Origin of the sequence: Staphylococcus sp. AntiMn-1 (assembly GCF_001663395.1) — a bacterium.
Lineage (GTDB): Bacteria > Bacillota > Bacilli > Staphylococcales > Staphylococcaceae > Staphylococcus > Staphylococcus equorum.
The window spans coordinates 2,380,432-2,393,233 of sequence record NZ_CP012968.1 but is presented as its reverse complement, the minus strand read 5'-3'; the positions used below and the strand labels follow the sequence as shown (position 1 = coordinate 2,393,233).

The 12,802-nt window shown below is 30.3% G+C and carries 16 protein-coding genes and 1 pseudogene; 6 read left to right on the top strand and 11 right to left on the bottom strand.

Annotated features, from left to right (window positions below):
• Positions 1–43: 43 nt before the first annotated feature.
• Positions 44–580, bottom strand: coding sequence for a GNAT family N-acetyltransferase (locus tag AOB58_RS11480; RefSeq protein WP_002506798.1), 537 nt, complete (start codon positions 578–580; stop codon positions 44–46).
• Between the two features lie 189 nt (positions 581–769).
• Positions 770–1,588, bottom strand: coding sequence for a formate/nitrite transporter family protein (locus tag AOB58_RS11475; protein WP_064783457.1), 819 nt, complete (start codon positions 1,586–1,588; stop codon positions 770–772).
• Positions 1,589–1,791: 203 nt separating this feature from the next.
• Between AOB58_RS11475 and AOB58_RS11470 the strand changes: the two genes are divergently transcribed.
• Complete coding sequence (locus tag AOB58_RS11470; RefSeq protein WP_021338519.1) at positions 1,792–2,193, top strand: Rrf2 family transcriptional regulator; 402 nt, start codon at positions 1,792–1,794, stop codon at positions 2,191–2,193.
• Positions 2,194–2,365: 172 nt separating this feature from the next.
• On the opposite strand, the gene AOB58_RS13685 is transcribed toward AOB58_RS11470, so the two are convergent.
• The 3 genes from AOB58_RS13685 to AOB58_RS11460 all read right to left on the bottom strand — a co-directional run bounded on the left by AOB58_RS13685 (position 2,366) and on the right by AOB58_RS11460 (position 3,693).
• Complete coding sequence (locus AOB58_RS13685) at positions 2,366–2,542, bottom strand: hypothetical protein (RefSeq protein ID WP_002506792.1); 177 nt, start codon at positions 2,540–2,542, stop codon at positions 2,366–2,368.
• A gap of 83 nt (positions 2,543–2,625) precedes the next feature.
• A complete protein-coding gene (locus AOB58_RS11465) occupies positions 2,626–3,099 on the bottom strand; it encodes an SRPBCC family protein (RefSeq protein WP_021338520.1) in 474 nt (157 codons plus the stop codon).
• Positions 3,100–3,693, bottom strand: coding sequence for a hypothetical protein (locus AOB58_RS11460; RefSeq protein ID WP_064783456.1), 594 nt, complete (start codon positions 3,691–3,693; stop codon positions 3,100–3,102). It abuts the gene before it with no gap.
• Between the two features lie 158 nt (positions 3,694–3,851).
• Between AOB58_RS11460 and AOB58_RS11455 the strand changes: the two genes are divergently transcribed.
• Positions 3,852–4,190, top strand: coding sequence for a PadR family transcriptional regulator (locus tag AOB58_RS11455; protein WP_002506789.1), 339 nt, complete (start codon positions 3,852–3,854; stop codon positions 4,188–4,190).
• A complete protein-coding gene (locus AOB58_RS11450; RefSeq protein WP_051300673.1) occupies positions 4,171–4,950 on the top strand; it encodes a hypothetical protein in 780 nt (259 codons plus the stop codon). The genes AOB58_RS11455 and AOB58_RS11450 overlap by 20 nt, the downstream gene beginning before the upstream one ends.
• An 88-nt stretch (positions 4,951–5,038) precedes the next feature.
• Here AOB58_RS11450 and AOB58_RS11445 read toward each other — a convergent pair whose 3' ends face one another.
• The 6 genes and pseudogenes from AOB58_RS11445 to AOB58_RS11420 form a co-directional block, all read right to left on the bottom strand.
• Positions 5,039–5,554: a YceI family protein gene (locus AOB58_RS11445; protein ID WP_002506787.1), complete on the bottom strand. Its 516-nt coding sequence runs from the start codon at positions 5,552–5,554 to the stop codon at positions 5,039–5,041.
• Positions 5,555–5,731: 177 nt separating this feature from the next.
• Positions 5,732–7,273: a zinc ABC transporter substrate-binding lipoprotein AdcA gene (gene adcA / locus AOB58_RS11440; RefSeq protein WP_021338523.1), complete on the bottom strand. Its 1,542-nt coding sequence runs from the start codon at positions 7,271–7,273 to the stop codon at positions 5,732–5,734.
• A 159-nt stretch (positions 7,274–7,432) separates the two neighbouring features.
• Complete coding sequence (locus AOB58_RS11435; RefSeq protein ID WP_021338524.1) at positions 7,433–8,041, bottom strand: DsbA family protein; 609 nt, start codon at positions 8,039–8,041, stop codon at positions 7,433–7,435.
• A 43-nt stretch (positions 8,042–8,084) separates the two neighbouring features.
• Positions 8,085–8,453, bottom strand: a complete 369-nt coding sequence (locus AOB58_RS11430; RefSeq protein ID WP_002511500.1) for a cystatin-like fold lipoprotein — start codon at positions 8,451–8,453, stop codon at positions 8,085–8,087.
• Between the two features lie 189 nt (positions 8,454–8,642).
• On the bottom strand, positions 8,643–8,975 hold the full coding sequence (locus tag AOB58_RS11425; RefSeq protein WP_021338525.1) for an ASCH domain-containing protein: 333 nt from the start codon (positions 8,973–8,975) through the stop codon (positions 8,643–8,645).
• Positions 8,976–9,094: 119 nt separating this feature from the next.
• A pseudogene (locus AOB58_RS11420) lies at positions 9,095–10,539 on the bottom strand (MDR family MFS transporter).
• Positions 10,540–10,761: 222 nt separating this feature from the next.
• Between AOB58_RS11420 and AOB58_RS13480 the strand changes: the two are divergent.
• From AOB58_RS13480 to AOB58_RS11410, 3 genes are all read left to right on the top strand, one after another.
• Positions 10,762–10,866 carry a putative metal homeostasis protein gene (locus AOB58_RS13480; protein ID WP_002511503.1) on the top strand — a complete coding sequence of 35 codons (105 nt, stop codon included), beginning with the start codon at positions 10,762–10,764 and terminating at the stop codon, positions 10,864–10,866.
• A gap of 364 nt (positions 10,867–11,230) precedes the next feature.
• Positions 11,231–11,926 carry an ABC transporter ATP-binding protein gene (locus AOB58_RS11415; protein WP_002506780.1) on the top strand — a complete coding sequence of 232 codons (696 nt, stop codon included), beginning with the start codon at positions 11,231–11,233 and terminating at the stop codon, positions 11,924–11,926.
• A complete protein-coding gene (locus AOB58_RS11410; RefSeq protein ID WP_031265849.1) occupies positions 11,926–12,699 on the top strand; it encodes a DUF2705 family protein in 774 nt (257 codons plus the stop codon). The genes AOB58_RS11415 and AOB58_RS11410 overlap by 1 nt, the downstream gene beginning before the upstream one ends.
• Positions 12,700–12,802: the final 103 nt, after the last annotated feature.

Below are 12,802 nucleotides of genomic sequence, written 5' to 3'. Positions count from 1 at the left end.
TATTCAATCACTAATGGGATTCCCTATGCATTTATTCAATTTATTAGAATGGTGGCGTACCTAGTACTTCTTCGTCAAAACTTTCCGGTATTAGTACTTTTCTCATGATAACTCCCAAATCTCCATCGTTACTCTCGTGCTCACCGTATATTTCATAACCACGTTTTTTATAAATATCTAGTAGCCAAGGGTGTAAACGTGCAGATGTACCAAGCGTCACTGCTGGTGCTTTAAGCGTGTCTCTTAAATAAGTCTCCTCAACATATTTTAACAATTTACTTCCAATACCTTTACCATCATATGACGGCTTCGTAGCGAACCACCAAACAAATGGATATATTGAGATACGACGTTTTCCTTCCCAAGGATAACGCACCGTAAGCGTTGAAATTATTTCATGATCATCTTCTAGTACAAACATCGTACTTGTTTTAATATTCTTTTTAACTAATTCAACATTCGCATTAACTGATGGCCAATCTATACCTAATTCCCTTAACGGAGTAAAAGATTCATACATCAATTTTTGTAATGCCTCCGCGTCAGATTCCACAGCAACTCTTATATTATATTCAGACATTTTGTCACTCCTTCTCATTTATAGCTTATTCATTCATGGATAACATCCCTAAAAAAATCATAAACCATTTACAATCATATCAATACAATATGGCTTCTTAATTATTGAGTCAATTATTATGTTTTAAAAACTAAAAAAAGCACAATCACAAAAAAATTATGATTATGCTTGTTACTATTTTGAATACCATTAATTATGTAAGCTATTTCGTTTACCATTTAAATACGCATAAACTAGACCAACGAAAATACCTCCACCAATATAATTACCTATAAAGGCGAACACAATATTTTTTAATACGTGTAACCATGCGATTCCATCAAAATCATAAAACACCATACCTGCGTATAGCCCGGCATTAAATACAACGTGCTCATAACCCATAAATACAAAGACGATGACTCCACTAGCAATGAAAAATGCTTTAGTTAGACCGTCTTTAAATTGAATTGATAAATAAATACCAATATTAATAAAGAAATTACAAAATATGGCTTTACCTAAAATGCCATACCATGTGGCATCTACCGTCTTACCATTCACAAGTTTCGTTAAGCTTGCAACCATGTCTGAAGTTATGATTGGCGTGAATTTCATTAAAGCAAATAAGAAAAATCCACCTATTATATTAAATAGAAAACATACCATCATAATACCCAACGCTTTATTCATACCGATAACTTTATAATACCAACCAACTGTTAAAAACATAAAGTTACTCGTTAATAATTCTGAATGTGACAGTACAATTAAAACTAAGGCTAAACTAAATGAAATAGCTCCCATTAAATTTATTAAACCTTCATTTGCACCTGCAAATTGTGTTTTTATAGCTAGCATAAATACAGTAACGATTGCTAGTAAGAATCCTGACATAATTGATTTAAGCGCATAACGACAAGGTGTCTTATCAAACAAAACTTCCTTCATTTGTACTTGATTATTAATATTATCAATCGTTTCTCTCGACATGTAAGTGTCCTTAATGGATTTATTATTATCTACCAAGAAATATGCCCCCTTTTTTATTTTAAAAAAATGATGATTTATCTATACCAATGATGTTATTATATTAGTTTCATTTGATATTTAATAGTCAAAAAATAAGTTTTTTAATTTTGAAATTTAATATATTGCGCATTAGCTTAAAATAACGTAAACTTTACTTGTACTAAAAACAAACACAAGCAAAACCTAAAGGAGGCCTATACTTGAATACACAATTCTCTGTTTCAATCCATATTCTCTCTCTGTTAGCTATAAAAAATGAACCTGTTTCAAGTCAATATATCGCTGACAGTATTAATAGTAACGCCACCTTAGTGAGAAAATTATGTCGTTATTTAAGAGACGGTAATTTTATACAAAGTAGCCAAGGTATCGCCGGTTACAGTTTATCTTGTTCATCCCATGATATTAAACTCGGTGATTTATATAAGCTTATTTTTGCTGACACAACCCATTTCGCCAAAATTCATGGTCACACTAACACAGATTGTCCTGTTGGGAAAAATATAACGCCTGCACTTGATGAAATATATAGTGATGTTGACGAAACGATTATAAATAAACTTAACGCCTATACAATTAAAAGTGTCATTGATCGCTTTTAAATAAATAACGCTTGATTGTTTCTCATCTGAGACACAAGCCTAAGTTCAACAGTATGAAAGATATTGATTTATCTATGTGCACAAATAGAACTGTCGACAAAAAAGAGTGGAAGAACGAAATCTTATTGAAACAATTAGATTTCGTTCTCCCACTCTCTTTTTATATAAAATATTAATTTTTATACTTACTTAACACATGTAAGCCATAAGCAAAGATGCCATATCCTGTTAATGTACGTATAAACCATTTAAATGTAGTATGACTTAAACTTTTTTCATTTAAAAATAACGCCGGTACTAGCGTACTCACTGAATATAGTCCAAGTACTTTAACATAACGTTTATTCAATACACTCACCTCTTTTCATATACTATTATATCGAAAAGAGGCTTAGAATAAACAGGTGATTTTCAACATCTTATTGACTATTCTTATAATTTTGTTAAAAGTGTCTCTAAATTATCAAAAGTACTATTCATACCTTCTTCTACACCCATGTCCAACAATTGTTGTGCTGCTTTAGGATCTGGCAATTCTGCTATAGATTTAATCGTAGTTAAACCGTCACTCTTTTCTTCTATATGAATGATGTTATGCATACCTGCCATTTTTTCATCAATATTACCATCTTTGTCTGCAAAGTAATCATAGTAATCAATGAGTATAGGTTCCTTCACTTCATTATAATTAGTCACAGTATAGCTTGTACCTTGAGGCGCACGTATAGCAAAAAATGCATGTCCACCAGTCTGAACATTAAATTGAAATACCTCAGTCTTTGCACCTTGTGGATGAAACCATTGTTCAAATAAAGCACGGTCAGTATAAGCTTTAAATATATTTTGTGCAGTTGTGTTAAAATCTCTCGTAAAAATTATTTTATTTTCCTTAACTTGAACTGTCATTTACGATTCTCCTTCATTCATAATTACATATGATGTTATCTTTTTTACTTTAGCATTTTTGCTATGGCTTTCAAATTCAAAGAAGTCTGCAAAATAAACTGAATCTCCATTTTGAGCAATTTGAGTGCCATGAACTGCGCCTAATTTGCCATGTGAAATATTATGCGTTACTTCCAATGAAGCAATGTCGAATTTATGTTCGTTAATTTCATCATAAAACGCTTCAAAACCATGTAATTCAAAAGCGCCAGGAACCTCCCATATAAAATCTTCTGTGACAGCTTCAAATAATTGTGCTTTATCTACTAATATTGAGCCTATTAAAAAATTTAACATTACTTTTCTTTTAGGTGCATTATCACAATTTAAATCTCCCGTTAATTTAAATGGTAAGTCTGACTCGGTTTCATTATTAAAATTCAAGTTGATATCTATTAACGCTTCATGAAGAATTTCAATCGCTTTAGGTCCAATACCATGAATGCCTAATAGCGCTGTACGCTCATACTGTGATACTTTTTCCAAAGTTGTTATCCCTATATTATTAAGTGCTTGTGTTGCAGGTCTTCCAATTTTCGGCAATTCTGTTGACATGTTATCTCCCCCTATCTTAGTATCACTATACCCATTTCATCGTTTCATTATTTATCAATAAGCATTAATTATAACTCACTAACTTTTATCGTAAGATAGTTGACAAATCTTACAATTTAAACTACCTTATATTATAAGATAGTGAAAAGAGGGATGATATGTCAATTTCAAATCAAATGATGAAAGGATTATTAGATGGGGCCATATTGGGACTGATTTCTCAAGGTGAAACATATGGTTATGAAATTCTAGATAAATTAAAATCTCAACAATTCCCTGAAATTAGCGATGGCAGTATATATCCAGTATTATTACGACTAAATAAAAATGGTTATGTCACTACAATAACAAAAAAATCGGATACTGGCGGACCAAAACGTAAGTATTATTTATTAACTGAAGACGGTAAAAAAGAATTAGCAAATTTTAAAAGTAAGTGGAACTACTTAAATAATGGGATGAATAATTTAATGAGGAGTGTTGACGTTGTTGACTAAAAAAGCTGAAGATTTTTTACTTAAATTAAGAATCGAATTATTATTTCGTGGCAAGAACGAAGATGAAGTTAATGCGATTGAAGAAGAATTACGTGATCATATTATAATCGCTGAAGAAAACAATGATAATATCAATAATTTACTAAACACGCCTATTAAAGATTATGCTGATAACTTTTCTAAAGAATTGAGTTTAACTAAAGGTATTCATAAATACATACTTTACATTATTTCATTTATGATTGTAATGACAACTGTTCCAAGAATGCTGGATAATTCATTCCAGTTAAGTTTATCTTTAATACTCTATATTTTGTTCATCTTTATTGGTTCTTTTGTATTGGTATTGTTTGTAGTAAAAAAAGTAATTATGAGATGGGGCGATAGTAAGAAAACATATGTTGCTGCTTTCGTTATTGCACCTGTTATTTTCGGAATTTACTTACTGTGTGAATTCGTGTTACGTAACAATCCATTATTTGTTTTTTGGTCACCCAATCAAACTACTAACTTTACAATGGGACTAATGCTTTTATTAATAACAACGATTACTTGTTTTGTAATAAAACAAAAATATTTTGCTTTTTTAATATTAATCTTATGTCTCCCAGACCTTATTGGAAAAATATTTACTGGTGGAGATCATACAGACTATAATTTCGTACTGATTACTAGTATCGGTACTATAATTCTTCTCTGGAGTGTTAGTATTTATATATTCTTTAAATATTGGCGTGAGAAAAAAGAAAAGAGTCATTAATCTATATAAAAATAGCTACTAGAACCTATATTAGGTTATCTAGTAGCTATTTTTTTAATAAGGCTTAAATTTTAGACGTTTATGTTTCTTAGTCTTCTAAAGCAAATTCTATACTAGCTTGGAATTTCACATCTTTACCAACCATTACGCCGCCTGTTTCCAGTTTTTGGTTAAATGACATGCCGTATTTTTCGCGATTGATTGTACCATTTACAATGAAGCCTGCAGTTGTTGCACCATTTAATGGATTTTTACTTGAACCTTCATAAGAAGCATCAAAAGTTTCTTCTTCAGTTACATCTTTAATTGTTAAATTACCCGTTACTGATTTTTCATCTACTGAAGTAATTTCAAATTTTACATCTGGATAATTTTCAGAATCAAAGAAATCTCCACTACGTAAATGACCATCACGGTCTGCTACGTTTGTATCAATTGAGTCAGCTTTAATTACAGCTGTACCTTTAAGAGATTTTAAATCATTAATGTCGCCTTCTAAATTTACATCGAAATCTTTAAATTTACCTTTAACGTTAGAAATCATTAAGTGCTTCACTGAAAATTCTACTACTGAATGTGCTGGATCAAAATTAAATGTTGTCATAAAAAACATACCTCCAAAGTATTATTAGTTTATTTGATACATTTAGTATACCAGATATATTTATTATATCAAGTAAAAAGTTTGCACTTTTCATCTACTTTTAATTTCATTCCCTCAATTCACTTTTTTATTCAATTTAAATTTAAAAAGTAATTTGACTTACAGTAAATTTCAATATTAATGCGCTAGCATCTCTGCTTTAATTTCTTTACTACTTAACGCTTTAGGATAATATGTCGGCCAATTATCTAATTCTTTCATCACTTTTTCTTTATCATTACCTATAAATATATGATAGTGATGTGCTTTCTTAGGTGCAATATTATGGTCACTAAATTGGACATACTTAGGTAAATCTTTATCTCCATTACCCTCTAATTTAAATGTATATCTTACACCTCTATTACCTTTTTCATATTTCAAAATATCTTTGCCATCATACTTATATTTACCTGACGCTTTTTTGCCGTTCTTCTCAAACGTAATTGAGTCACTTGTGATATTGATATTATCTATGTCTGTTTTATAACCTTTTTCGTAATACGCTTTATATTCTTTTGCTGTCATTGAATCATCTTCTTCAGCTTTATGCTTCATCACATCATCTAATGATCCATCTTTCAAATATGGATATACTGATTGCCAATCACCTTTATAATCCGCTAATGGTCTATCTTTAACTTGATTATCTTTAAAGTAACCTTCTGAAATTGCTTTTTCATGTTTGCCTTGCTGTTTATCATCATTTACTTTGATATCGTTACTTAAAGCTTTATCAATGTTTTTTATATTTTTATTCATAAGGGATTGATAGTTTAAATCCTCATCCTGTTGTTGTTCTTTATTAAGTGATTCCATATTATAAAATTTTAATGGCTTAGCCTTTGTTTCTTTACGAATTGTATCTGTAACTTTATTTGAAACATTATCTTCATATAAAATATATTTTGCTCCTGAATCATTAATTTCATTAACTATTTCTGTTAAAGCTTTTTGAGATGGGTCTTCTGCATTCATGTTTTGAACACCTTTTTGTACAAAACCATATCTTTCAGATAAATAACCCATTGATTCGTGAGAAATAAACACAGCATTACCTTGTTTATCTTTTGTAACATCTTTCATTTTGTCATCTATTTTTTTCAGTTCTTTATCTAGTTTTTTATAATTTTCTTCATAATCTTTTTTGTGTTTTGGATCTTTTTTAATTAATTCATCTTTGATTTCTTTAGCAAAAGTTTGATTGAATTTAGGATCTAACCAAACATGCGGATCATATCCTCCATGATGATGTCCCTCGTGCTCATGCCCTTCTTCTTCGTGACTATGTTGATCTGTAAGTAGTTGAGATTTGTCTAATTTATCTTCTAGCGATAATTTTTTATCTTCATCTTTTATCGTTGATGCCACTTTTTTAGCAACAGGATCTAGGTTGTCCCCTGTATATAAGAACAAATCTGATTTACTCGCATTAATTATGTCTTTTTGAGTTGGTTCATAGCTATGTAAGTCTGTGCCTGCTGGATAAATTGATTCTACTGAAACATGTTCTCCTCCAATTTCTTTAGCAAATGATTGTAGCGGAAAAACTGTTGTATTAATTTTTATTTTATTTTTGTCACCTTCACTTCCTTTTTCATTCGTATCAGCTTTGCCACATCCTGCTATGACAATTGCAAATGTAATGACCAAAGATATTATGTATAGTGTTTTTTTCATTCTACATCCTCCTATAAATAGTAATGCTTACGATTTAAAATTATAAACTCCCTTCGGCCAAAACGCAATACTAAATAATAATGATTACGATTTATTTTCGTGTAAAAGAAAAGCCTAAAGTACATTGTTATTACAATTTTTGTACTTTAGAGCTATTAGTTACTCGTTTTTCTCTATTAATTTTTTATAATTGTCGTAATCATACGGATCTTCCACTTTTTCTCCACCTATATAAACTGTAGGTGCAGTATCAATATTTTTATCTTCAGCTTGTTTTTTATCTTTCTGAGCTGCTTTCCATGATTTACTATCTTCAGTTTTATAATCTTTTTTAATTTTTTCTTTTTGTTTATTGTCGATACTTAATTTATCAATTTGTTTATCAACCAGTGACTCAGTTATCCATTCTTTTTCAGCATCGCCTTGTTGTTCAAACATTAATTTTTGAAAATCTAAATATTGCTTCGGTGCAATTTGCTGTACTGCATGACCAGCTCTCGATCCAATAATCGAATCATCACCAAGAAAAGCCATATTGACAAATTCATAATCCACTTTATCTTTATCTATATAATCTTTTTTAAGTTTAGGCATAATATTACTTTCTACTTTTTTACAATAGGAGCATTTAAAATCACCATATTCTATAATTTTAATTTTCCCATTGGCATTTTGCTTGTCATCTTTATGTGCATCCTCATCACTTGAGCAAGCAGTTATTAATAACATAGTAGCTATCAAACCTAAACATAGCCATAATTTTTTCATATGCTTTCAAAAACACCTCAATTTTAGATATCGCTAAATAAAATTATTCTTTAATATCCATATTTTCTTCTTTATAATCAGGTTCATGTTTGTGTGTATATGCTTTCGAATTAAAATCTTTTAAATGTTTTGCTTTATCGTCTTCAAATTTATAAGTATAATAATGTACTTCTTCGTCTTCTTTAAAAGGCTTATAAGCAAGCATGACATATTTACCCTTTTCATAAACGTATATATTTGCATTCTTTTTGTCGAATTTTTCTTCAAGGTCACCTTTTTGTTTTTCAGATAAGTTCTCTTGATATGTTTGTTGTTTATTTACTGCTTTATCTATTTTATCGGCATACTTCCCACTACTACAGCCTGCTACAATAATCGTCGATATAGCGATCATGATCAATAACTTTTTCATTATTTGGCACACTCCTAAATCCAGTTTAACTACTCATGAATCACCTTTAAAATATACTTCTTCCATAAATATTATCATACAATGAACAACTTAAATGTTCTAGGGTGATTTTAAATTCATTCTTTTTAAATATTTTATTTTTACGAATAAAAATTCGGCTCGACAATTTATGTCAGGCCGAATTTATTGTTAATCTACTAAATGCATTTTAATTGCTAATGCACCATAATCTAATTCGTCAGTTTGCGAATATATTTGATATATGGCTGCTAATTTTTGAGAAAGCTGTTCTTCCTCTTTAGCACCAATTTCTTTATTTGTATAATGATTAATCAAAGCTTGAAATGAAGGGAAACCCACCGTTTCTGTGACGACTACATTGACTTGTTCATCCGTCTCGAGATTTGTAAAAATAATAGTATCTCCATTTTGTACTTCTTGTCTTTTTTCATCATTTAATCTTACTTCGATTGTTTTTGTCCCATTTTTAACTAGATGAAATGGCTCATTATTTAATTTCATCGAATGTTCTATGATACATACACTCCATTCTTGTATTTATGTGGTTATTTATGTTTAAAAATATCACAATTACAAATGTAATTACAGTGTTGTCTATAGTGCTTCGTAACATTAATCTATTATAATTCTTTTTGTTCTGCTCGTATCTTGCGTTGACTTTTCAGCATAAACACACTGAGTAAACTGATAATAGAAATAATAACTGCAAACCAAAATGCGCCATGATACCCACTTAATAAAGCTTCATGTTGTATTTGAGCTGCCATCTCTTGTTTTCCAATACCTTTATAATTACTCATATCAGGCGTGAAATTTTTAGAAACTTGGGTCATCACAGTAATCAAGCCAGCTGTACCAATAGAAGCTGAAATTTGTTGCACTGTATTCGTCATTGATGAACCATGTGCATTCATCTCACGTGATAACTGGTTCATTGTATGTGTCATTAATGGCATCAATCCTAATGCAATACCTATCATGCGAATTGCATATACCGTTGCAAGAATTGCTGGTGAAGTCTGTTCGTCCATTATTACAAAATAAGAAGTCGTTATTACAACAATGGACATGCCAATTAATGCTAATATTTTAGCACCATACTTCTCATATAAAAATCCTGAAGCTACTGACATTATACCCATTACAATTGCACCAGGTAATAATATAAGCCCAGATTGAAGCGCTGAGTCTTTCATTATATTTTGCACGAACATTGGTAATATTGTTTCAGATCCAATCATTGATATCATTGTAAATGCCATAATTATAATACCTACAGCAAATTGACTGTTTTTGAATACTGAAAAATCTAGTAATGGCGTTTTTAATTTTGTTTGGCGGATAATGAAAGCTGTTACTAAGATAAGTCCGCCTATTACAGTTGTTAAAACTACTGGATCATTCCAACCATCACGTGAAATCGAACTTGTACCATAGAGTAAACCACCAAATCCTAGTATGGATAATATGATGGATAATACGTCAACTGGTACTTTTCTATTCGTACCCACGTTTTTCACAAACTTAAGTGCTCCGATGAATGTTAATGCTGCGATTGGTGCAACAACAAAGAAAAGTGAACGCCAATCAAAGTATTCAACAAGTACACCTGATAACGTTGGCCCTATGGCTGGTGCTAAACCAATTACTAAACCAAATGTCCCCATATACTTACCACGCTCATGAGGTTCAAAGATGTCTAATATTGTAGTCATCATCAGCGGTAACATAATTCCAGATCCTAATGCTTGAACAATTCTTCCCCTAATAAAATTGAAAAATTAGAGCTAAATCCTGCAATTATAGTACCTATAAAAAATATAAATATTGCTGTTAAAAATACTTTCCTAGTTGAAAATCGTTGAATCACCATCGCTGATAATGGGACAACTACGCCATTAGTCAATAGAAAGGCTGTTGTGAGCCATTGCACTTGTGTGTAATCTATTTGAAAATCTTTCATTATACTTGGTAATGCTGTTGTTAATAACGTTTCATTTAAAAGTCCAAAGAAACCGCCAAGCAACATCATTAATATCATTAATATTTTGGCTTTTTGATTCATATTCTGTCTCCTGTTTTCCTATTAGTCTATCAACCATAAAATAGCTGCATTTATGCATTATACATATATTTCAACGACATCACATTAAATAAACTTAAAAACATTGCAAATCGTCGTAATTATTTTTTTATGCACAACCCCTATCTTTAAATCGTAATAATTACTATTTACAAAATATTTATGATACTTCATAATACACATAGATAAAGGAGGTCATATTTTATGAAATTAGATGTACAAACAGCACGTCGTAACTTAAATAGTCCTAATATAAAGACACGAAAACGTGCGCGCAAGATTATTCAGCAACACAAACGTAATAAATAATATTTCTACTTAAATACGTTAATTTTAAATTATAGTGACAGCTTAAATTCCCTCCAGAATGGTGTTTGTCAATTTCTATTAAATTATGCGGATTTTCTACATAAATTAATTCTCATATAACTGTGTGATAATGATGCATAAGAAGACGGACAGAAATCTAATTTTTCTAACAAAATTTCGTCGTCTCACCCCAGCACTGCCAACTAGAAAAATCGAGACTGAGACATGAGATATGTCTCAGTCTCTTACTTTTCATCAAGACAATAATATACTTAAAAATATTATAATTAAAGTATATTATTGCCTTTACTTTTTTGGTAAAATAGTGTTGTACACCAATAATTTTATTTGGAAGGAGAATTTTATGCAGCTTTTAACTATAGAAAATATTAACAAACGGATTAAGAAGCAAAAAATTTTAAAAGACATTTCATTCACTCTTAAGCAGGGCGAGGTCGTAGGTTTAGTCGGTGCTAATGGAGCTGGGAAAACAACGTTAATGAAAGTGATTTTAGGACTTTCTAATTATCAATCCGGTTCACTTAAATTACATGGGCCTATGAATAATAACCACATTGGCGCTTTAATTGAAAACCCTGGAGTGTATCCTTTCCTTACCGGTTACGAAAACATGAATTTAATTAATGAAGATAAAGAAAAAGAAAACATGGAACAAATTATAAAAAATTTAGAAATGTCTCAATTCATACATAAAAAAGCTAAAGCATATTCTTTAGGAATGAAACAGAAATTAGGTATTGCACTTTCCCTTCTAAATCAACCTCAACTCGTTATCCTAGATGAGCCTATGAACGGATTAGATCCAAAAGCAGTGAGAAATGTAAGGGAAACTATTTTAAGTCTCAAAGCACAAGGTGTTTCGTTTCTTATATCAAGTCATATGTTAGGTGAACTCGTTAAAGTGACTGACTCGATTTTAATTATTGATAATGGGGCTATCGTTAAAGAAACGACAATGGAAGAACTCAATAATTCGAATGAAAGTGATTTGGAAAATGTATTGCTTAATATTATCGATCATAAGGAGGAGAAAAAATAATGGGAACATTGATAAAACAAGAATTATATAAAATTTTTAAAAAGAAATCATCAATTATTATACCAATCATTATTTTTATCATCATGATTGGTTTAGCTATTTTAAGCAAAAACTATTCGAATGTAATTGAGTCAAAGTTGCTACTTGAACAAGGTTATAGTGGATTTTCTTGGATTATCTTTTTGATGATAATTCAAGCAAGTACAATTATTACTATGGAATTCCATTACGGTACAATTAAAAATTTACTTTATAGAAATTACACAAGAACAAGTATTATTTTAAGTAAATTTATTGCCTTGTTTATCTACTCTCTAATTGTATTTGTACTTTGTATTCTAATTAGTTTGCTACTTAACCTTACATTTTTCTCTGACATCGATATTTTAAAACACTCAGGAGAACAATTATCTCCATTACAAAGTTTATTATTAACATCATTAGCAACTTATGTAGGTATGTGGCTCATTTTAAGTTTAACGTTGTTACTTTCTTGTATACTTAAAAGTCCAGGCGTCTCAATCGCTGTCGGTATAGTTTTCTATTTTGCTACTTCGATACTCGCTGGCATTTTATTTATGGCAATTGAGCAATGGGAATGGCTTAAATGGAGTCCTATTAATATGTTAAATCTAAGTGTCCAAATTCTCGATAATGATATATACAAAAAAATGACAAAATTAGAATTACACGAATTACTTATTGGTAATATTGCATATATTGTAGTTTTCTTAGCATTAGTAGTTTTAGTCTTTAGAAAAAAGAACGTTTAATTTTTACTCCTAAGATAAGTTATTAAAACCAGACTCGCATGATGTGTTCTAGGTAAGCAAGCACGAAATTATAATATATAACAGCCCTGAATTTTATAAATTC

Excerpts from the sequence above, each read along its gene's own strand:
- AOB58_RS11480 (WP_002506798.1), bottom strand. The coding sequence starts at position 580 with ATGTCTGAATATAATATAAGAGTTGCTGTGGAATCTGACGCGGAGGCA.
- AOB58_RS11445 (WP_002506787.1), bottom strand. The coding sequence starts at position 5,554 with ATGACAACATTTAATTTTGATCCAGCACATTCAGTAGTAGAATTTTCA.
- AOB58_RS13480 (WP_002511503.1), top strand. The coding sequence starts at position 10,762 with ATGAAATTAGATGTACAAACAGCACGTCGTAACTTAAATAGTCCTAAT.
- AOB58_RS11410 (WP_031265849.1), top strand. The coding sequence starts at position 11,926 with ATGGGAACATTGATAAAACAAGAATTATATAAAATTTTTAAAAAGAAA.
- AOB58_RS11455 (WP_002506789.1), top strand. The coding sequence starts at position 3,852 with ATGTCAATTTCAAATCAAATGATGAAAGGATTATTAGATGGGGCCATA.
- AOB58_RS11460 (WP_064783456.1), bottom strand. The coding sequence starts at position 3,693 with ATGTCAACAGAATTGCCGAAAATTGGAAGACCTGCAACACAAGCACTT.
- adcA (WP_021338523.1), bottom strand. The coding sequence starts at position 7,273 with ATGAAAAAAACACTATACATAATATCTTTGGTCATTACATTTGCAATT.
- AOB58_RS11430 (WP_002511500.1), bottom strand. The coding sequence starts at position 8,453 with ATGAAAAAGTTATTGATCATGATCGCTATATCGACGATTATTGTAGCA.
- AOB58_RS11435 (WP_021338524.1), bottom strand. The coding sequence starts at position 8,041 with ATGAAAAAATTATGGCTATGTTTAGGTTTGATAGCTACTATGTTATTA.
- AOB58_RS11415 (WP_002506780.1), top strand. The coding sequence starts at position 11,231 with ATGCAGCTTTTAACTATAGAAAATATTAACAAACGGATTAAGAAGCAA.
- AOB58_RS11465 (WP_021338520.1), bottom strand. The coding sequence starts at position 3,099 with ATGACAGTTCAAGTTAAGGAAAATAAAATAATTTTTACGAGAGATTTT.
- AOB58_RS11425 (WP_021338525.1), bottom strand. The coding sequence starts at position 8,975 with ATGAAATTAAATAATGAGCCATTTCATCTAGTTAAAAATGGGACAAAA.